Origin of the sequence: Streptomyces sp. Sge12, assembly GCF_002080455.1 — a bacterium.
GTDB lineage: Bacteria > Actinomycetota > Actinomycetes > Streptomycetales > Streptomycetaceae > Streptomyces.
Genome location: NZ_CP020555.1, coordinates 5,286,925 through 5,305,791 on the forward strand (window position 1 = coordinate 5,286,925; position 18,867 = coordinate 5,305,791).

An 18,867-nucleotide genomic window follows, 5' to 3' on the forward strand; every position below is an offset into this window, starting at 1 on the left:
GCCTCCCTTGCCAGGGGCTTACCGCCCGGCCGTACACTGAGCGGGGGCTCTCTGGCACTCGAACGATCAGAGTGCCAACGAACACGGCAGAACACGGCAACGGACCAGAGCTGGAGGTGTGCGCGCGATGCTCAGCGAACGCAGACTCGAAGTGCTGCGCGCCATCGTCCAGGACTACGTCGGGACGGAGGAGCCGGTCGGCTCCAAGGCGCTCACCGAGCGGCACCGGCTCGGCGTCTCGCCCGCCACCGTGCGCAACGACATGGCCGTGCTGGAGGAGGAGGGCTACATCGCCCAGCCCCACACCAGCGCCGGCCGGATCCCCACCGACAAGGGCTATCGCCTCTTCGTCGACAAGCTGGCGGGGGTCAAGCCGCTGTCGTCGCCCGAGCGCCGGGCCATCCAGAACTTCCTCGACGGCGCCGTCGACCTCGACGACGTGGTCGGCCGCACGGTGCGGCTGCTCGCGCAGCTCACCCGGCAGGTCGCCGTCGTCCAGTACCCGAGCCTGACCCGGTCGACCGTCCGGCACGTGGAGCTGCTCTCGATGGCTCCCGCGCGCCTGATGCTCGTACTGATCACGGACACCGGGCGGGTCGAGCAGCGGCTCATCGACTGCCCGAGCCCCTTCGGCGAGACCTCTCTCGCGGACCTGCGGGCCCGGCTCAACAGCCGGGTCGTCGGGCGGCGCTTCACCGATGTGCCCCCGCTGGTTCAGGACCTCCCCGAATCCTTCGAGGCCGAGGACCGCGGCACCGTCTCCACGGTGCTCGCGACCCTCCTCGAAACCCTGGTCGAGGAGGCCGAGGAGCGGCTGATGATCGGCGGTACCGCCAATCTCACCCGCTTCGGACACGATTTTCCCCTGACGATCAGGCCGGTGCTCGAAGCGCTGGAGGAGCAGGTCGTGCTCCTCAAGCTGCTGGGCGAGGCCAATGAGTCGGGAATGGCCGTACGGATCGGGCATGAGAACGCCTACGAGGGACTGAACTCCACGTCGGTCGTCTCGGTCGGTTACGGTTCGGGCGGCGAAGCAGTCGCCAAACTCGGCGTGGTCGGACCGACCCGCATGGACTACCCCGGAACGATGGGAGCGGTACGCGCAGTGGCACGTTACGTCGGACAGATCCTGGCGGAGTCGTAAGTGGCCACGGACTACTACGCCGTTCTCGGCGTGCGCCGCGACGCATCGCAGGACGAGATCAAGAAGGCCTTCCGGCGCCTCGCGCGTGAACTCCACCCGGATGTGAATCCGGACCCGAAGACGCAGGAGCGCTTCAAGGAGATCAACGCGGCCTACGAGGTGCTGTCGGACCCGCAGAAGAAGCAGGTCTACGACCTCGGCGGCGACCCGCTGTCCTCCTCGGGCGGCGGCGGCGCGGGCGGCTTCGGAGCGGGTGGCTTCGGCAACTTCTCGGACATCATGGACGCCTTCTTCGGCCAGGCCTCGCAGCGCGGCCCGCGCTCGCGGACCCGCCGCGGCCAGGACGCCATGATCCGTCTGGACCTGGAGCTGGACGAGGCGGCCTTCGGGACCACCAAGGACATCCAGGTCGACACGGCCGTGGTCTGCAACACCTGCTCCGGTGAGGGCGCCGCTCCCGGCACCTCGGCGCAGACGTGTGACATGTGCCGCGGTCGCGGTGAGGTCTCGCAGGTCACCCGGTCCTTCCTGGGCCAGGTCATGACCTCGCGCCCCTGCCCGCAGTGCCAGGGCTTCGGCACCGTGGTCCCGACCCCGTGCCACGAGTGCGCGGGCGACGGCCGGGTCCGCTCCCGCCGCAGCCTCACGGTCAAGATCCCGGCCGGTGTCGAGAACGGCACCCGGATCCAGCTCGCGGGCGAGGGCGAGGTCGGCCCCGGCGGCGGCCCCGCCGGTGACCTGTACGTGGAGATCCACGAGCTGGCGCACCCGACCTTCCAGCGGCGCGGGGACGACCTGCACTGCACGGTGACCATCCCGATGACGGCGGCCGCACTGGGCACCAAATGCCCGCTGGAGACGCTCGACGGGCTGGAGGAGATCGACATCCGGCCCGGCACCGGGTCCGGCCAGGCGATCCCGCTGCACGGCCGCGGCGTGACCCACCTGCGCGGTGGCGGACGCGGCGACCTGATCGTCCACGTCGAGGTCACCACCCCGGGCAAGCTGGACGCGCAGCAGGAGGACCTGCTCCGCCAGCTCGCGAAGCTGCGCGGCGAGGAGCGGCCGATGGGCCAGTTCGCGCCGGGTCAGCAGGGGCTGTTCAGCCGCCTGAAGGACGCGTTCAACGGTCGCTGACCGACCGCGCACCACCGTCACGAGCCCGGCCCGGGGATTCCCCGGCCGGGCTCGTCGCACGAGCGCGGCGGGGGGCCGCGGGCCCGCCGGGAAGGGGACTATGCCAGGCGAATGCGATGATTCGGCCCCCTGCCCGGGACGTGGCACGATGCAGTCCATGTCCTCGGCAGCGAACGGTCTCTCCCCGTACCCGATCGTGCAGGCTCCCATGGCGGGCGGCGCCTCCTGCCCCGCGCTCGCCGCTGCCGTGTGCGAGGCGGGCGGACTGGGCTTCCTCGCCGGCGGCTACAAGACGGCCGACGGGATGTACCACGAGATCAAGCAGCTGCGCGCGCTCACCCGGCGCCGTTTCGGCGTCAACCTCTTCATGCCGCAGACCGGTTATGTCGATCCGGCCGCCGTGGAGACCTACCGCGGGCAGCTGGCCGGCGAGGCGAGCTGGTACGAGATCTCGCTCGGCGACGAAGAGGTCTTCGGCACCAGCGACGACGGCTACGACGCCAAGCTCGCCATCCTCCTCGAAGACCCGGTCCCCGTGGTCTCGTTCACCTTCGGCTGCCCCGCCTCCGCGGCCCTCGCCGCGCTGCGCAAGGCCGGTACGTACACCGTCGTCACGGTGACCTCCGTCGAGGAGGCCCGCAGCGCCCAGCACGCGGGCGCGGACGCGGTCTGCGTCCAGGGCTCGGAGGCCGGCGGCCACCAGGGCACCCACCGGGACGACCCGCAGATCGACGGCACGGCGGCCGTGGGCCTCCTCGCGCTGGTGGGCCAGGTACGGGAGGCCGTGGCGCTGCCGATCATCGCCGCGGGCGGTCTGATGCGCGGCGCGCAGATCGCTGCCCTGCTGGCGGCCGGGGCGGAGGCTGCGCAGCTCGGGACGGCCTTCCTGCCCTGCCCGGAGTCCGGGGCGGACCCGGTGCACAAGAAGGCGCTGACGGACCCGCTGTTCGCCCGCACCGAGCTCACCCGGGCCTTCTCCGGGCGGCCGGCGCGGGGGCTGGTGAACCGCTTCATGCGCGAGCACGGGCCGTACGCCCCGGCCGCGTACCCGCAGGTCCACCACCTGACCTCGGGGCTGCGCAAGGCCGCCGCCGCGGCCGGGGACCCGCAGGGCATGGCCCTGTGGGCGGGGCAGGGGCACCGGCTGGCGCGGCCGCTGCCGGCCGGGGAGCTGGTGGAGGTGCTGGCGGCCGAACTGGCCCAGGCACAGAGCACGTTGAAGGCAATGCAGATGAGGAGTGCGTCATGACCGCCCCGGTGTTCGTGGTGGAAGAGGTCCCCGCGGGGCCGGAGTTCGTCCTGGACGGCCCGGAGGGCCGGCACGCCGTGTCCGTGAAGCGGCTGACCCCGGGCGAGGACGTGGTCCTCACCGACGGGCGCGGGCACTGGGCGGAGGGCGTGGTCAAGGCCGCCGAGGGCAAGGACCGGCTGGTCGTGGCGGTCTCCTCGGCGGGGCAGGAGGAGCAGCCGGCGGTCCGGATCACGGTGGTCCAGGCCCTTCCCAAGGGCGACCGGGGCGAGCTGGCCGTCGAGACGATGACCGAGACCGGCGTGGACGCGATCGTGCCCTGGCAGGCCTCGCGCTGCATCACGCAGTGGCGCGGCGACCGCGGGGCCAAGTCCCTGGCCAAGTGGCGGGCCACGGCCCGGGAGGCGGGCAAGCAGTCCCGCCGGGTGCGCTTCCCGGACGTGGCCGAGGCCATGTCCACCAAGCAGGTCGCGGCCCTGCTGGCCGGCGCCGACCTGGCGATGGTCCTGCACGAGGACCGCGACACCCCCTCCGGGGCCCTGGCCACGGCCGAGCTGCCCGCCTCGGGCTCCGTCGTCCTGGTGGTCGGCCCGGAGGGCGGCGTCTCCCCGGAGGAACTGGCGGTCTTCGCCGAGGCGGGGGCCCACCCCTACCGCCTGGGCCGCTCCGTCCTGCGGACCTCCACGGCCGGAACGGCGGCGACCGCGGTGCTGCTGGCCCGCACGGGCCGCTGGTCCTGACGCCCCGCCGTCCCCGGCGTCCCGGTCGTCCCCGCCGGACGGCTCCTCCCCGGCCCGCCCGGCTGGTTCGGACCCGGCCGGGGCCGGGGGTTCGGGCCGGGGGGCCGTAATGGCTGCCCGTGGTGGGGGCCCGGCTGGATACGATGCCCGGACCGATCAACGTCACGGGAGGCTCAGCAATGGCCGGGGAACCGCAGGCCGACTGCCTGTTCTGCAAGATCGTCGCGGGGAGTATCCCCGCGACCGTGGTCCGGGAGACCGACACCACGGTCGCCTTCCGGGACATCAATCCGCAGGCGCCCACGCACGTGCTCGTCATCCCCAAGGTGCACTACGCCGACGGGGCCTCGCTGGCCGCGGCCGAGCCCGCCGTCGCCGCCGACATACTGCGTGAGGCCGGCCAGGTCGCCCTCGACGAGAAGATCGTCGACCACGGCTACCGGATCGTCTTCAACACCGGCTCCGGCGCCGGCCAGACCGTCTTCCACGCCCACGCGCACGTCCTCGGCGGCCGTGGCCTCCAGTGGCCCCCCGGATAACACGTGTCCGTCAGGGAGTTCGTGGTGCTGGGCACCGCCAGCCAGGTGCCCACCCGCCACCGCAATCACAACGGCTACCTGCTGCGCTGGGACGGCGAGGGCATCCTCTTCGACCCGGGCGAGGGCACCCAGCGCCAGATGCTGCGCGCCGGGGTGGCCGCGCACGACATCAACCGGATCTGCGTCACCCACTTCCACGGTGACCACAGCCTCGGTCTCGCCGGGGTGATCCAGCGGATCAACCTCGACCAGGTCCCGCACCCGGTCACCGCGCACTACCCGGCCTCGGGGCAGAAGTTCTTCGACCGGCTGCGGTACGCCACGGCCTACCGCGAGACCGTCCCGCTCCGCGAGGAACCGGTGGCCGCGGACGGCGTGCTGGCCGAAGGGCCCTCGTACACCCTGGAGGCCCGGCTGCTCTCGCATCCCGTCGAGTCCTTCGGCTACCGGATCACCGAGCCCGACGGGCGCCGCATGGTGCCCGAGCTGCTCGCCCGGCACGGCATCAAGGGGCCGGACGTGGGCCGGCTCCAGCGGGAGGGCCGGCTCGGCGCGGTCACCCTGGACGAGGTGAGCGAGCCCCGGCCCGGGCAGCGGTTCGCGTTCGTCATGGACACCCGGCTGTGCCCCGGCGTGGACGCCCTCGCCGAGGGCTGCGACATGCTGGTCATCGAGTCGACCTTCCTCGACGAGGACGAACGGCTGGCCACCGATCACGGTCACCTCACCGCCGGGCAGGCGGCGCGCGTGGCGCGGGACGCGGGCGTACGGCACCTCGTGCTGACGCACTTCTCGCAGCGCTACACCGACCCCGCCGAGTTCGAGCGCCAGGCGCGCGCGGCCGGCTTCGAGGGCGAGCTCACGGTGGCCGCCGACCTGCTGCGGGTGCCCCTGCCCAAGCGGGGCTGACGGCGGCCGTGCCCGCCCGGGACCGGCCCGGGACCGGCCCCGGGACCGGCCCCGGGACCCGCCCGTCCCGGGGCCGTGCCCGCCCGGTCCCCGTCGAGTGGTCCGAGTGACGGCGGGCCATTCGAGGGTGATCTGCGCCACACTGGGTTTGGTCCTGCCCGGGGTGGGCAGGGCTGGCAGCTTTCCACTGGAAAACGTCATGCAGAAACGGGCCTTCGAGAAACAACGGGGAGATCGCCGTGACCGGTCGGGACTACGAAATCCGCGCAGCAGCAGTGGACCCGCTCGGTCCGCTGCGTGACCCGCAGGAACCGGGCTGCGACGTCTTCCTGACCGGAACGGTCTTCCTCGACATCATCTTCACCGGCCTCGACTCGGCCCCGGTGCGCGGTACGGAGTCCTGGGCGCGCGGAATGGGATCCAGCCCCGGCGGCGTCGCCAACATGGCCACCGCCCTGGCCCGGCTCGGTCTGCGCACCGCCCTGGCAGCCGCCTTCGGGGACGACCACTACGGCGAGTACTGCTGGGACGCCCTGGAGCAGGGCGAGGGCATCGACCTGTCCATGTCGCACACCATCCCCGGCTGGCACAGCCCCGTCACGGTCTCGATGGCCTACGAGGGCGAGCGCACGATGGTCTCGCACGGCCACGAGGCCCCGCCGCCCGCGGGACCCGGGCCCTTCCCGCAGTGCCCGCCGCTGGCCCGTGCGGCCGTGGCCTCGCTCGGGCCCGGCCGCGGCGAGGAGTGGATCGGCGAGGCCGCCCGGCGCGGCTCGCGGATCTTCGCCGACGTGGGCTGGGACGAGAGCGGCCGCTGGGACCTGGGAGCCCTGGCCGACCTGGAGCACTGCGAGGCCTTCCTGCCGAACGCGGGCGAGGCCATGCGGTACACCCGGACCGACTGTCCGAGAGCCGCGGCCAGGGCGCTGGCCGAGAAGGTGCCGATCGCGGTGGTGACGATGGGGGCGGAGGGCTCGTACGCGGTGGACGGGCGCACCGGGGAGACGGCGCACGTCCCCGGGATCACCGTGGACGAACTGGACCCGACCGGCGCGGGCGACGTCTACGTGGCGGGCTTCGTGACCGGCACCCTGGCGGGCTGGCCGCTGGCGGACCGGCTCGCCTTCGCCGGCCTGACCGCGGCGCTGTCGGTCCAGGAGTTCGGCGGCTCCCTGTCGGCCCCCGGCTGGCCGGAGGTGGCCCACTGGTGGCAGGCGGCCCCGCAGGAGCTGCGCGGCCGGTACGGCTTCCTCGACGACCTGATCCCCTCGGGCGAGGCCCCGGCGGCCCGGCGCCGGGCCGTACCGACGATCGGCTTCCGGCACTCCGTGTAGCGGCGCGGGTGCGCGCGGCAGGCGCGGGCGGGGCGCCGGCGGGGCGGGACGGAGCGCGGACGGGGCGCGGGCGGGGCGCGGGCGGGTGTAAAACCTCTCGGGGAAGCAGCGGCGGAGACGTACGCTTGTACTCCGGAGGTCGTCGATCGGCGCGGCCCCTCAGCGGGAGGTATGTGCAGGCCACAGTGCCGGCCCATGACTCAGACACCCACAGCCCACATCCCTGCGCCGGGGCAGGCGCGAGCCCACTTCACCGTTCCGGCCACGCACCCGATGGTGACCGTGCTCGGCTCGGGTGACGCCCTGTTGCGCGTGATCGAGAAGGCCTTCCCGAAGGCCGACATCCATGTTCGGGGCAATCAGGTCAGCGCGATCGGCGAGGCGGCGGAAGTCGCCCTGATCCAGCGACTTTTCGACGAGATGATGCTGGTGCTCCGCACCGGGCAGCCGATGACGGAGGACGCAGTGGAACGCTCGATCGCCATGCTCAAGGCGAGCGGCAACGGCAATGGCAACGGGCCTGCCGAGACGCCGGCGGAGGTGCTCACCCAGAACATCCTCTCCAGCCGCGGCCGTACCATCCGCCCCAAGACCCTCAACCAGAAGCGGTACGTCGACGCGATCGACAAGAACACGATCGTGTTCGGCATCGGCCCCGCCGGCACCGGCAAGACCTACCTGGCCATGGCCAAGGCCGTGCAGGCCCTCCAGTCCAAGCAGGTCAGCCGGATCATCCTGACCCGGCCCGCCGTCGAGGCGGGCGAGCGGCTCGGCTTCCTGCCGGGCACCCTCTTCGACAAGATCGACCCGTACCTGCGCCCGCTCTACGACGCGCTGCACGACATGCTCGACCCCGACTCGATCCCGCGGCTGATGGCGGCGGGCACGATCGAGGTGGCGCCCCTGGCGTACATGCGCGGACGCACCCTCAACGAGGCGTTCGTCGTCCTCGACGAGGCGCAGAACACGACCACCGAGCAGATGAAGATGTTCCTGACCCGGCTCGGCTTCGACTCGAAGATCGTGATCACCGGTGACATCACGCAGATCGACCTTCCGGGCGGTGCCCGGAGCGGTCTGCGGCAGGTGCAGGACATCCTGGAAGGCGTCCCGGACATCCACTTCTCACGGCTCACGTCCGAGGATGTCGTCCGCCACAAGCTGGTCGGCCGTATCGTCGACGCGTACGAGAAGTACGACGACAGCCAGCAGGCCGCGAACGGCCATCCACGGAAGTAGAACCCAGCGCACCATGTCGATCGACGTCAACAACGAGTCCGGAACCGAGGTCGACGAGCAGGCGATCCTCGACATCGCCCGCTACGCGCTCACCCGGATGCGGATCCACCCGCTGTCCGAGCTCTCCGTCATCGTCATCGACGAGGACGCCATGGAGCAGCTCCACATCCAGTGGATGGATCTGCCCGGTCCGACCGACGTCATGTCCTTCCCGATGGACGAGCTCCGTCCGCCGGCCAAGGACGACGAGGAGCCCCCGCAGGGGCTCCTCGGTGACATCGTGCTCTGCCCCGAGGTCGCCAAGAGGCAGGGCGAGGAAGCCCCGACGCAGCACTCCATGGACGAGGAGCTCCAGCTCCTGACCGTCCACGGAGTGCTGCACCTGCTCGGCTACGACCACGAGGAGCCGGACGAGAAGGCCGAGATGTTCGGCCTCCAGGCGGCCATCGTCGACGGTTGGCGCGGCGAGCGCGGTATCACGGGTCCGTCCCCGGCTCCGACCGTCTCGTGAACGCGCCGCAACTGATCACCGGGGCCGTCCTGCTGGTGGTGGTGGCCTGGTTCGCGGCGTGCGCCGAGTCCGGCATCGCCCGCATCTCGAGCTTCCGGGCCGAGCAGGCCGTACGGGAGGGCCGGCGCGGGAGCGAGAAGCTCGCCCAGGTCGCCGGCGACCCCACCCGCTACCTCAATGTGGCCCTGCTGGTCCGGGTCACCTGCGAGATGGCCGCCGGGGTGCTCGTCACCTACGTCTGCCTCGACGAGTTCGGCGAGAACTGGACCGCACTGCTCGTGGCCATCGCCGTGATGGTGCTCGTCTCCTTCGTCGCCGTGGGCGTGTCCCCCCGTACGATCGGCCGTCAACACCCCCTGAACACGGCGACGGCGGCCGCGTACGTGCTCGTACCGCTGGCCCGGATCATGGGGCCGATCCCGCAGCTGCTGATCCTCATCGGCAACGCGCTCACGCCCGGGAAGGGCTTCCGCAAGGGGCCGTTCGCCTCCGAGGCCGAGCTGCGCGCCATGGTGGACCTCGCGGAGCGGGAATCACTGATCGAGGACGACGAGCGCCGCATGGTGCACCAGGTCTTCGAGCTCGGCGACACGCTGGTGCGCGAGGTGATGGTGCCGCGCACCGACCTCGTCTGCATCGAGCGGTACAAGACGATCCGTCAGGCGACCACGCTCGCACTGCGGTCCGGCTTCTCGCGCATCCCGGTGACCGGGGAGAACGAGGACGACATAGTCGGGATCGTCTACCTGAAGGACCTGGTCCGCAAGACGCACATCAGCCGGGAGGCGGAGGCGGACCTGGTGTCGACGGCGATGCGGCCGGCGCTCTTCGTGCCGGACACCAAGAACGCGGGCGATCTGCTGCGCGAGATGCAGCAGGTGCGCAACCACGTGGCCGTCGTCATCGACGAATACGGCGGCACGGCAGGCATCGTCACCATCGAGGACATCCTGGAAGAGATCGTCGGCGAGATCACCGACGAATACGACCGGGAACTCCCGCCGGTCGAGGACCTGGGCGAGGACCGCTACCGGGTCACGGCGCGGCTGGACATCACCGACCTCGGAGAGCTGTTCAAGGTCGAGGCCTTCGACGACGAGGACGTGGAGACGGTCGGCGGCCTGCTGGCCAAGGCGCTGGGCCGGGTGCCGATCGCGGGCGCCTCGGCGGTGGTGGAACTGCCGGACGGCCGTCCGCTGCGGCTGACGGCCGAATCCCCGGCGGGACGGCGGAACAAGATCGTGACGGTACTGGTGGAGCCGGTGGCCGCGGCGGAGCCCGCGGGGGAGGAGGGGGAGTGACCCCGGCGCAGCTGCGCGCGTTCTGCCTGGGCTTCAACGCGGCGGTGGAGGAGTTCCCCTTCACCCCGGAAACCTCGGTGTTCAAGGTGCTGGGCAAGGTGTTCGCGCTGTCGGCGCTGGACGGGGAACCGCTGAAGGTCAACCTCAAGTGCGACCCGGAGCTGGCGGTACGGCTGCGCGAGGAGCACGAGGCGATCGTGCCCGGCTATCACATGAACAAGCGGCACTGGAACACCGTGACGGTGGGCGGGCCCGACGGTCTGCCGGACCGGCTGGTGCGGGAGCTCGTCGAGGACTCGTACGACCTGGTCGTCGCGGGCCTGCCGAGGGCGGAGCGGCTGCGGCTCGACCGGCCCTGACGCTGCCCGCACTTCGGCGGTGGGGTGGTCGCGCGGGGGCGCGGGTGCGCTCCCTATGCTTTCGCCCATGACCGACAGCACCGGGATCGACCCCGAGGACAGCAAGATCATCACGCTGGCGCGCAGCGCCCGGGCCCGCAACGCGGTGCCGGAGGGGGCGGCGGTGCGGGACGAGACGGGCCGCACGTACGTCGCCGGGACGGTGGAGCTCGACTCCCTGAAGCTGAGCGCGCTGCAGACGGCGGTGGCGATGGCGGTGGCGAGCGGGGCGCGGTCGCTGGAGGCGGCGGCGGTCGTCAGCACGGCCGAGGCCCCGGCGGAGGCCGATCGTGCGGCCGTCCGCGATCTCGGTGGCCCGCAGACCCCGGTGCTGCTGGCGGGTCCGGACGGGACCCTGAAGTCGACCACTCCGGCCGGCGCCTAGCCCCCCCGGGGGGCCTGCGCCATGTTCAGCCTCGCCGGGCCACATCCAGCCCCTCCGGCGTTTGAGGAGCGGGTCCGGGCGGAGCCCGGTGCCCGGCGAAGCCGGGTTTCCTGGGGCTCCGCCCCAGACCCCGCGCCTCAAACGCCGGCGGGGCTGGAGGTGGCGGCCTCAAACGCCGGCGGGGCTGGAGGTGGCGGCCTCAAACGCCGGCGGGGCTGGAGGTGGCGGCCTCAGACGCGGGGCGTCGGGGGGCGGCGGCGGTGGTGGATGGTCATGGCCATCAGCGCGGCCATCGCGCAGAGCGCGCCCGACGCGTACCAGACCACGTCGTACGAGCCGGTGAGGTCACGGGCCAGGCCGCCCAGGAAGGCCACCACCGCCGCGCCGAGCTGGTGCGAGGCCAGGACCCAGCCGAAGACGATCGCGCCGTCGTCCCCGTAGTGCTCGCGGCACAGCGCGATCGTCGGCGGGACCGTCGCCACCCAGTCGAGGCCGTAGAAGACGATGAAGAAGACCAGCGGCGGCCGCACCGACGGCGCCAGCAGGATCGGCAGGAAGAGCAGCGAGATCCCGCGCAGGGCGTAGTAGACGGCCAGCAGCCGCCGGGAGTCGAAGCGGTCGGTGAACCAGCCGGAGGCCACCGTGCCGATCACGTCGAACACGCCGACCACCGCCAGCAGCCCCGCGGCGGCCGTCACCGGCATGCCGTGGTCGTGGGCGGCGGGCACGAAGTGGGTCCTGACCAGGCCGTTCGTGGAGGCGCCGCAGATCGCGAAGGTGCCTGCCAGGAGCCAGAAGGGGCCGGTCCGGGCCGCGTCGAGGAGTACCTTCAGCGCCCGCCGGGTCGCGCCCGGGGTGGGGGCCGGCTTCGGTTCGTACGTGCCGCCGTACGGCGCGAGCCCCACGTCCGCCGGGTGGTCGCGCATCAGCAGCCACACGAAGGGGGCGACGGCCAGCGCCGACAGGGAGACCGTCACCGTTGCCGGGCGCCAGCCGTGCTGGTCCACGAGCCAGGCCAGCAGCGGCAGGAAGACCAGCTGGCCGGAGGCCCCGGCCGCGGTCAGGACGCCGGTGACCAGGCCGCGCCGGGCGGTGAACCAGCGGTTGGTCACCGTCGCCGCGAAGGCCAGGGCCATCGAGCCGCTGCCGAGTCCGACCAGTACGCCCCAGCACAGCACCAGCTGCCACGGCGCGGTCATCCACACCGTGGCCAGCGCGCCGCAGGCGATGACGAGCAGGGCCACGGCCACCACCCTGCGGATGCCGAAGCGGTCCATCAGGGCGGCGGCGAAGGGCGCGGTGAGCCCGTAGAGCGCGAGGTTGACCGAGACGGCGAGGCCGATGGTGCCGCGCGACCAGTCGAACTCCGCGTGCAGCGGCTCGATGAGCAGCCCGGGCAGGGAGGCGAAGCCGGCCGCGCCGATGATCGTCACGAAGGCGACGGCGGCGACGAACCAGGCGCGGTGGATGCGGGCGGCCCGCCGAGGGGCGCGCGAGGGGGCCGTGGAGGCGGAGGCGGAGGCGGGAGCTGTCTGGGGCACGCCGACAGCTTCCGGCCGGCGGGGGACCGTACGAAAGTGGCTTGACTGTCATGCTTCGCTACGATCGGGCCATGGAGTCGCAGCAGCAGGCACATCGGGTCGTCGTCCTCGCGCTCACCGGGCTGCTCCCCTTCGAGCTGGGCATCCCGCACCGGATCTTCGGGCGGGCCAAGGATCCGGCCGGGCGGCCGCTGTACGAGATCCTCACGTGCGGGCTCGCCCCCGGGCCGGTGCGCACGGACGCCGACTTCGCGATCCACGTCGAGCACGGCCCCGAACTGCTGGCCACGGCCGACACGGTGGTGGTGCCGGCCTCGTACGAACTGGGCCCGGTGCACGAGGAGGGCAGGCTGACCGACGAACTCGCGGCGGCCCTCGCCCACATCCGGCCCGGCACCCGGCTCGTCTCCATCTGCACGGGCGGGTACGTGCTGGCCGCCGCAGGGTTCCTCGACGGGCGTCCGGCCACCACGCACTGGGCGTCCGCCGAGCACTTCCAGCGGCTCTTCCCGGCCGTCCGGGTCGACCCGGACGTGCTCTACACCGACGACGGGGACGTACTGACCTCGGCCGGGGTCGCCGCGGGCGTCGACCTGTGCCTGCACATCGTGCGCCGCGACCACGGCGCGGCCGTCGCCAACGAGGTGGCCCGGCGAACCGTCGTACCGCCCCACCGCGAGGGCGGGCAGGCGCAGTTCATCGCGCGCCCGATGCCCGAGCCGCAGCTCGCCACGACCACGGCGGCCCGGGCGTGGGTGCTGGACCGGCTGCACGAACCGCTCCGGCTGACCGACCTGGCCCGGCAGGAGGCCATGTCGGTACGGACGTTCACACGCCGCTTCCGGGAGGAGTCGGGCGTCAGCCCCGGCCAGTGGATCGTCGGCCGACGGGTGGAGCGGGCCCGCCAGCTGCTGGAGCAGACGGAGCTGCCGATGGAGCAGGTCGCGCGGGACAGCGGCTTCGGTACGGCCCAGTCGTTGCGCAAGCACGTGCAGGCGGCGCTGGGGGTGAGCCCGACCGCCTACCGCCGCACCTTCCGCGCGGCGGCCGCGAGCGGGCCGGCGGAACCGGACACCCTGCCATCTCCTGATGGACCATCAGTTGCTGCCGGACCCGTGCATTGACTTCTCCCGCCCCCCGCTCGTGAATGACCCCCTGCGCAGGGCGCGGGCGCGAGGGAACCCAGGGGGCGGGCAGTGCGAACAGGGGCGCGGAAGCGGAGATGGTCGGCGGCCGTCGGCATGGCCGTACTCGCGGCCACGACCGGGGGCGCCCTCGGCGCGCCCGCCGCGGCCGAGGGCGAGACGCCCCCCGGACAGGTGGACTTCCCCACGCACTGCCTGCCGCCCCAGGAGGCCGGTCTCCCGCCCGCGGACGGGCCGACCACCGCCCGGATCACCGTCGACAACCCGGCCCCGCAGGTCGGCGACACCGTCACCGTCACCTACCAGGTGCTCCGCACCCCCGCCGTGGCCCCCCTGGACCCGAACGGGGCCGGCGGCGAACTCCCCGCCGACACGCTGACCCCGACCGGCCGGATCCTGCTGGCGGGCGCCCAGAGCGGCGAGGTCACCGTCGTGGGGGCCAAGCGCAACGACCCCGTCCCCGCGGGCACGCCCCTCCCCGCCGTCACCATGACCGGCACCTTCACCGTCACCGCGCCCGGCGAGACCACCCTGGCCCCGGGCAGCTACACCCTGCACACCGGCCACCTGCTGGAGCTCGACACCACCTGCACCGCGGACACCGCCTCCGCCGCACCCGTCTCCGCACGCCTGACCGCGACCCCACTGCCCACGGCCAACCTGCGCAGCGTCCTCCTCGGTGCCGCCCACGGTGGACCGGGCGACCGGGTCAAGGTCACCGCCGCGGGCTTCCCGCCGGGCGCGGCCGTCACGGTGGCCGGCCGGGCGGGCGCCGCCGAGACCGCCGACCGGGTCCGTGCCACCGCCGACGAACGGGGCACGGCCCTGGTCGAGCTGCCGGTCACGGACCGGGCCACCACCGCGGTGGTCGCCTACGAGGGCGCCGCGTGGACGGCGGGCAGGGGCTCGGGCCCGGCCGCGTACACCGTCATCGCCGTCACCGCGCCGCCCTCCTTCACCCCGCCGCCCTCCGTCACCGCGCCGCCGTCCGTCACCCCGCCGCCGTCCACCGGCACGCAGAAGGTCACGGCGACGGTCGAGCCGGGCGCCCTCGGCATGACCCAGACCGGCGAGGACATCACCCTGGGCGCCGTCCCCTACGGCGACGGCGCCGCGGCCCCCGGCCGGATCGGGACGGTCACCGTCACCGACGCCCGCGGCGGACCGGCCGGCTGGTCCCTGATCGGCAAGGTCACCGACTTCACCGGACCCGGCGGGATCCGCATCCCGGGCGCCTCGCTGTCCTGGACGCCGAGGTGCGTGGCGGCCGAGGGGAGCCGGAGCGTCTGTACGCCGGGCAGTGCGGGTGCGGTCGGGGCCGACGGGGCGCTCCTCGCCTCCACCCCCGACGCGCCCCTGGCCGGCGGGACCTTCACGATCGACGCCACGGTCACCCTCAAGGTGCCGCCGTACACCCCGCCGGGTGCGTACACGGCGGTCCTGACGCTGACCCTGTCGTGACGGGGCGCCTGCTGCCGATGCTGCGTGGATCTCTCCCCGCCCCGCCCGTTCGCCGTTTCCCGGGGCTCCGCCCCAGGCCCCGCGCCGGGTCGGGGCAGGGTCCGGGAAGGACCGCGGTGCGAGCGCTGTGCACCGCCCTGCTCGCCCTCCTCCTCGCCCTCGTCCTCGCTCCCGCCGGGACGGCCGCCGCCGCGGACGGCGGCCAGTGGTCCGTCCTGCCCGTCGCGAACTCCGTCGCGCAGCGGCCCTGCTTCTACCTCGCGGCCGCGCCCGGCCAGACCGTCACCGACGCCGTCGCCGTGACCAACCGCACCGACCGGCCCCGCACCTTCCGGCTCTACGCCGCCGACGCCCACAACACCGCCCGCGACGGCGGATTCGCGGTGCGCGGGCCCGACGAGCCGCGGCTGGCCGCCGCCGCGTGGGCGAAGCTCGACCGGGAGCGGGTGACCGTACCGGCCGGGGGCTCGGTCACCGTCGGCTTCACCCTCACCGTCCCCGACCGGGCGGAGCCGGGGGACCATCCCGGCGCCGTCGTGGCCCTGGAGGAGCGCCCCGCCGCGGCCACCGCCACCGGCGGCGGGATCGGCGTACAGCAGGCCGTCGCCGCCCGGCTGTACCTGCGGGTGACCGGCCCCACCGCCGCCGCCCTCACCGTCCGGGAGGTCACCGTGGACCGCCGCGGCTCCGGAGCGGACATCTCGTACACGCTCCACAACATCGGCAACGTCACCCTCCGCCCCCGCGTCACCCTCACCGCCACCGGGGCCCTCGGCCGCCGGCTCCTCGGCCGCGAGTCCGGCGGGCTGCCCGCCGAGCTGCTGCCGGGTCAGGAAGTACGGCTCGGCGCCCGTTGGGAGGGCGCGCCCAGAGCGGAATGGGCCGAGGTCGTGGTGCGTGCCCGGGCCGACGGAACCACAGCTCAGGGCCGTGCGGACCTCGCCGAACACCCCTCGCTCACGGCCGTGCCGGCGCTCGTCGCGGTGATCTGGTCGGCGCTGGGAGCCGCATCGGGGAGAATGGCCCGTATGAGCGATCGTTCCCCCGAGTCCACCGCCCCGCACCGTGCGGGGTTCGCCTGCTTCGTCGGCCGCCCCAACGCGGGGAAGTCGACCCTCACCAACGCACTCGTGGGCACCAAGGTCGCGATCACCTCCAACCGGCCGCAGACCACCCGCCACACCGTTCGCGGCATCGTGCACCGCCCCGACGCCCAGCTCGTCCTCGTCGACACGCCCGGCCTGCACAAGCCGCGCACCCTGCTCGGCGAGCGCCTCAACGACGTCGTGCGGACCACCTGGGCCGAGGTCGACGTGATCGGCTTCTGCCTGCCGGCCGACCAGAAGCTCGGCCCCGGCGACAAGTTCATCGCCAAGGAGCTGGCGGGGATCAAGAAGACCCCCAAGATCGCCATCATCACCAAGACCGACCTGGTCGAGTCCAAGCAGCTGGCCGAGCAGCTCCTCGCCGTGCACCAGCTCGGCGCCGAGCTCGGCTTCGAGTGGGCCGAGATCGTTCCCGTGTCGGCCGTCGGGGACACCCAGGTCCAGCTGCTGGCCGACCTGATCGCGCCGCTGCTGCCGGAGAGCCCGCCGCTGTACCCGGAGGGCGACCTCACCGACGAGCCCGAGATGGTCATGGTCGCGGAGCTGATCCGCGAGGCCGCGCTGGAGGGCGTACGGGACGAGCTCCCGCACTCCATCGCCGTGGTCGTCGAGGAGATGATCCCGCGCGAGAACCGTCCGGCGGACCGCCCGCTGCTCGACATCCACGCCAACGTCTACATCGAGCGGCCGAGCCAGAAGGGCATCATCATCGGCCCGAAGGGCTCCCGCCTGAAGGAGGTCGGGATGAAGTCGCGCAAGCACATCGAGGCGCTGCTCGGCACCCCGGTCTTCCTCGACCTGCACGTGAAGGTCGCCAAGGACTGGCAGCGGGACCCCAAGCAGCTGCGCAAGCTCGGTTTCTGAGGCCCGGACCGAACGACACGACGACGCACGGACGCGGCCCCCCGCCCGGGGACCGCGTCCGTGCGTCGTTGCCGTTCGTCCGGCTATGCGGGCCGGCGCACCCGCACCACATTGTCCGTACGGGTCCCCGGCGTACCGTCGGGCTGTGCCTGGACCCGCTCGGTCTCCTCGGCCCGCAGCACCTCCCAGCTCGCCGTGACCGGCTCCAGCTGGGCGAGGACCTCCTCGGGAGTGGGGAAGTGGGCCTCCTCCCGCTCCTCCTGCCACGGTGCCCAGCCCGCGTGGCCGACCACCAGCAGGGTGCCGCCGGGGGCCACGGCCGCGGCGGCAGTGCGCAGGACGGCATCACGGGGGAAGTCCCCGTAGTTGTGCAGGAAGCACGCCGAGACGAGGTCGAACTCCCCCTCCGGGAAGGACTCCGTCAGGTCGTGCCGCGCGAAGGAGATCCGGTCCGCGAGTCCGGCGTCGGCCGCGTGCTCGGCCGCCCGGCCGAGGGCGACCCCGGAGATGTCGGTCCCCGTGACGGTCCACCCGTGGCGGGCCAGCCAGACGGCATCGCCGCCCTCCCCGCAGCCGAGGTCGAGGGCCCGCCCCGGGGCGAGGCCGGACACCTCGCGCACCAGCATGGCGTTGGGCTCGCCGCTCCAGATCCGGTCGCTCTCGCCGTAGCGGCCGTTCCAGAACTCCTCGCCCGCCGGGGGCCCGGTGACGGGGTAGTGGTGGGAGTGCGTGTGCGTGTGCGTGTCGGTGTCCGTGTCCGTGTGCGCGTGCTCGGTCATGGGTCCCTCTTCCAGTACGGGTGCCGGTAGGGCCGATGCTCCGCCCGACCCGCCCGCACAGGCAAACCTTGTTGCCGTTCCGGCAAACGGGTCCCGGGCGGGCCCGTTTGCCGGGCCCGGTCAGCAGGGCGGCAGCCGCCCGAGCAGAGGTGTCACGCCTGCGGTTCGGCGATCAGGGCCGTGGCCACCCGGCGGAAGCCGATGCGGGCGTAGACGCGGGCCACGTCCTCGTCGCCGGCCGAGAGGAAGACCGTACGGGCCCCGCGCGCCAGGGCCTCCGCGACGAGCGCGGCCGTCACCCCGAGGGCCATGCCCTGGCGGCGGGCCGACGGGAGGGTGCCGACGCCCACGATCTCCACGACGTCCCCGACCGGGTTGTACATGCCGGAGCAGAGCACGACGCCGTCCCGTACGGCCGCGGCCATGGCGCCGGTGCCCGCCGCCAGCTTTCCGGACACCCGGGCCCGGCCCTCCTCGGCCGAGGGCTCCGCCATCGCTGCCGCCAGTTCCGCCGGTCCGGCCTCGCCCACGGCCGTGCCCGGGGCCGCGAAGGCGAGGGCCGGGACCGTCACCGCGGCGGTCAGCAGCGGGTCGTCCGCGCCGAGCAGACGGACCTCCGGATGCGGGGGAAGGGCTTCGGCCGAGGGGTCCAGCACCATCAGCGGGTGCTCGTGGACGTGGAGTCCCGCCGCCTCCACCGCAGCCCGCAGCGAGGGGCTGGTTTCGGCCACCCACTCGAAGGCCTCGGGCACCTTCAGCTCCCGCTGGCGCTCCAGCACCCGCTGTACGTCGGCGGGGGTCGCCTCGGGGCCGCCGAGCGCGGGCCGCGCATAGTACGGCCAGCCCGCGCCCTCCTGGACGAACAGGGTCAGCGCGCCGAAGTCCTCGGCGCGTGCCCCGCCCACCCGCGGCACCGTGTCGTAGTACCGCTCCAGCTCGGACAGCGTTGATTCGATCATGTGGTCGGTCATCCGGCCATCCAAACAAAGCGCCGCCGCCCGGGCACCTTCTTTCCGGGCACCCTGCGCCACGCGGCCGTCGGACGCCCTGCCTGGGCCGTCTCTTCCGGATCTTGTCGGGCCCGG

General features: G+C 73.3%; 18 protein-coding genes and 1 pseudogene. 16 read left to right on the top strand and 3 right to left on the bottom strand.

Translation table 11 applies throughout. The annotated features are described in order from the left end of the window. Positions 1 to 127: 127 nt before the first annotated feature. From hrcA to B6R96_RS23670, 12 genes are all read left to right on the top strand, one after another. Positions 128 to 1,144: a heat-inducible transcriptional repressor HrcA gene (hrcA, locus tag B6R96_RS23615; protein WP_081523573.1), complete on the top strand. Its 1,017-nt coding sequence runs from the start codon at positions 128 to 130 to the stop codon at positions 1,142 to 1,144. Beyond that, entirely contained in the window at positions 1,145 to 2,281 is a 1,137-nt protein-coding gene (dnaJ, locus tag B6R96_RS23620; protein WP_030384644.1) for a molecular chaperone DnaJ, read from the top strand. A gap of 157 nt (positions 2,282 to 2,438) precedes the next feature. Next, positions 2,439 to 3,530, top strand: a complete 1,092-nt coding sequence (locus B6R96_RS23625; protein WP_081525218.1) for a nitronate monooxygenase — start codon at positions 2,439 to 2,441, stop codon at positions 3,528 to 3,530. Continuing rightward, positions 3,527 to 4,270: a 16S rRNA (uracil(1498)-N(3))-methyltransferase gene (locus B6R96_RS23630; RefSeq protein ID WP_030384642.1), complete on the top strand. Its 744-nt coding sequence runs from the start codon at positions 3,527 to 3,529 to the stop codon at positions 4,268 to 4,270. The genes B6R96_RS23625 and B6R96_RS23630 overlap by 4 nt, the downstream gene beginning before the upstream one ends. 179 nt (positions 4,271 to 4,449) lie before the next feature. Further along, positions 4,450 to 4,809, top strand: a complete 360-nt coding sequence (locus B6R96_RS23635; protein WP_052871697.1) for a histidine triad nucleotide-binding protein — start codon at positions 4,450 to 4,452, stop codon at positions 4,807 to 4,809. A gap of 3 nt (positions 4,810 to 4,812) precedes the next feature. Then, entirely contained in the window at positions 4,813 to 5,718 is a 906-nt protein-coding gene (locus tag B6R96_RS23640; RefSeq protein WP_081523574.1) for a ribonuclease Z, read from the top strand. Positions 5,719 to 5,957: 239 nt separating this feature from the next. Beyond that, positions 5,958 to 7,052 (top strand): carbohydrate kinase family protein, encoded by a 1,095-nt coding sequence (locus B6R96_RS23645; RefSeq protein ID WP_237291499.1) that lies wholly within the window; start codon positions 5,958 to 5,960, stop codon positions 7,050 to 7,052. A gap of 195 nt (positions 7,053 to 7,247) precedes the next feature. Then, a complete protein-coding gene (locus B6R96_RS23650) occupies positions 7,248 to 8,291 on the top strand; it encodes a PhoH family protein (protein ID WP_030384638.1) in 1,044 nt (347 codons plus the stop codon). A gap of 13 nt (positions 8,292 to 8,304) precedes the next feature. Continuing rightward, the gene (gene ybeY, locus B6R96_RS23655) at positions 8,305 to 8,802 is read left to right on the top strand and encodes an rRNA maturation RNase YbeY (protein ID WP_030384637.1); all 498 of its coding nucleotides are present in this window, start codon (positions 8,305 to 8,307) and stop codon (positions 8,800 to 8,802) included. Next, positions 8,799 to 10,103, top strand: coding sequence for a hemolysin family protein (locus tag B6R96_RS23660; RefSeq protein WP_052871700.1), 1,305 nt, complete (start codon positions 8,799 to 8,801; stop codon positions 10,101 to 10,103). The genes ybeY and B6R96_RS23660 overlap by 4 nt, the downstream gene beginning before the upstream one ends. After that, a complete protein-coding gene (locus tag B6R96_RS23665; protein ID WP_081523575.1) occupies positions 10,100 to 10,462 on the top strand; it encodes an MmcQ/YjbR family DNA-binding protein in 363 nt (120 codons plus the stop codon). The genes B6R96_RS23660 and B6R96_RS23665 overlap by 4 nt, the downstream gene beginning before the upstream one ends. Before the next feature lie 67 nt (positions 10,463 to 10,529). Further along, positions 10,530 to 10,886 carry a cytidine deaminase gene (locus B6R96_RS23670; protein WP_030384634.1) on the top strand — a complete coding sequence of 119 codons (357 nt, stop codon included), beginning with the start codon at positions 10,530 to 10,532 and terminating at the stop codon, positions 10,884 to 10,886. A gap of 230 nt (positions 10,887 to 11,116) precedes the next feature. Here the strand turns inward: B6R96_RS23670 and B6R96_RS23675 are convergent, their stop codons facing one another. Beyond that, positions 11,117 to 12,427: an MFS transporter gene (locus tag B6R96_RS23675; protein ID WP_081523576.1), complete on the bottom strand. Its 1,311-nt coding sequence runs from the start codon at positions 12,425 to 12,427 to the stop codon at positions 11,117 to 11,119. A 71-nt stretch (positions 12,428 to 12,498) separates the two neighbouring features. Here B6R96_RS23675 and B6R96_RS23680 point away from each other — a divergent pair, with 71 nt between their 5' ends. The 4 genes and pseudogenes from B6R96_RS23680 (at position 12,499) to era (ending at position 17,003) form a co-directional block, all read left to right on the top strand. Next, a complete protein-coding gene (locus B6R96_RS23680; RefSeq protein ID WP_030384632.1) occupies positions 12,499 to 13,551 on the top strand; it encodes a GlxA family transcriptional regulator in 1,053 nt (350 codons plus the stop codon). A gap of 117 nt (positions 13,552 to 13,668) precedes the next feature. Continuing rightward, positions 13,669 to 15,033, top strand: a complete 1,365-nt coding sequence (locus B6R96_RS23685; protein ID WP_081523577.1) for a beta-xylosidase — start codon at positions 13,669 to 13,671, stop codon at positions 15,031 to 15,033. 17 nt (positions 15,034 to 15,050) lie between these two features. Beyond that, positions 15,051 to 15,557: pseudogene (locus tag B6R96_RS38815) on the top strand (WxL protein peptidoglycan domain-containing protein); the annotation flags it as partial. A 495-nt stretch (positions 15,558 to 16,052) separates the two neighbouring features. Beyond that, positions 16,053 to 17,003, top strand: coding sequence for a GTPase Era (gene era, locus B6R96_RS23690; protein WP_030384631.1), 951 nt, complete (start codon positions 16,053 to 16,055; stop codon positions 17,001 to 17,003). Between the two features lie 83 nt (positions 17,004 to 17,086). On the opposite strand, the gene B6R96_RS23695 is transcribed toward era, so the two are convergent. Together B6R96_RS23695 and B6R96_RS23700 are read right to left on the bottom strand one after the other, a co-directional pair. Then, positions 17,087 to 17,782, bottom strand: coding sequence for an SAM-dependent methyltransferase (locus B6R96_RS23695; protein WP_081523578.1), 696 nt, complete (start codon positions 17,780 to 17,782; stop codon positions 17,087 to 17,089). 152 nt (positions 17,783 to 17,934) lie between these two features. Beyond that, a complete protein-coding gene (locus B6R96_RS23700; RefSeq protein ID WP_237291500.1) occupies positions 17,935 to 18,753 on the bottom strand; it encodes a GNAT family N-acetyltransferase in 819 nt (272 codons plus the stop codon). Between the last annotated feature and the right edge of the window lie 114 nt (positions 18,754 to 18,867).

Excerpts from the sequence above, each read along its gene's own strand:
- hrcA (WP_081523573.1), top strand. The coding sequence starts at position 128 with ATGCTCAGCGAACGCAGACTCGAAGTGCTGCGCGCCATCGTCCAGGAC.
- B6R96_RS23625 (WP_081525218.1), top strand. The coding sequence starts at position 2,439 with ATGTCCTCGGCAGCGAACGGTCTCTCCCCGTACCCGATCGTGCAGGCT.
- B6R96_RS23630 (WP_030384642.1), top strand. The coding sequence starts at position 3,527 with ATGACCGCCCCGGTGTTCGTGGTGGAAGAGGTCCCCGCGGGGCCGGAG.
- B6R96_RS23635 (WP_052871697.1), top strand. The coding sequence starts at position 4,450 with ATGGCCGGGGAACCGCAGGCCGACTGCCTGTTCTGCAAGATCGTCGCG.
- B6R96_RS23650 (WP_030384638.1), top strand. The coding sequence starts at position 7,248 with ATGACTCAGACACCCACAGCCCACATCCCTGCGCCGGGGCAGGCGCGA.
- ybeY (WP_030384637.1), top strand. The coding sequence starts at position 8,305 with ATGTCGATCGACGTCAACAACGAGTCCGGAACCGAGGTCGACGAGCAG.
- B6R96_RS23670 (WP_030384634.1), top strand. The coding sequence starts at position 10,530 with ATGACCGACAGCACCGGGATCGACCCCGAGGACAGCAAGATCATCACG.
- B6R96_RS23680 (WP_030384632.1), top strand. The coding sequence starts at position 12,499 with ATGGAGTCGCAGCAGCAGGCACATCGGGTCGTCGTCCTCGCGCTCACC.
- B6R96_RS23685 (WP_081523577.1), top strand. The coding sequence starts at position 13,669 with ATGGCCGTACTCGCGGCCACGACCGGGGGCGCCCTCGGCGCGCCCGCC.
- era (WP_030384631.1), top strand. The coding sequence starts at position 16,053 with ATGGCCCGTATGAGCGATCGTTCCCCCGAGTCCACCGCCCCGCACCGT.
- B6R96_RS23695 (WP_081523578.1), bottom strand. The coding sequence starts at position 17,782 with ATGACCGAGCACGCGCACACGGACACGGACACCGACACGCACACGCAC.
- B6R96_RS23700 (WP_237291500.1), bottom strand. The coding sequence starts at position 18,753 with ATGACCGACCACATGATCGAATCAACGCTGTCCGAGCTGGAGCGGTAC.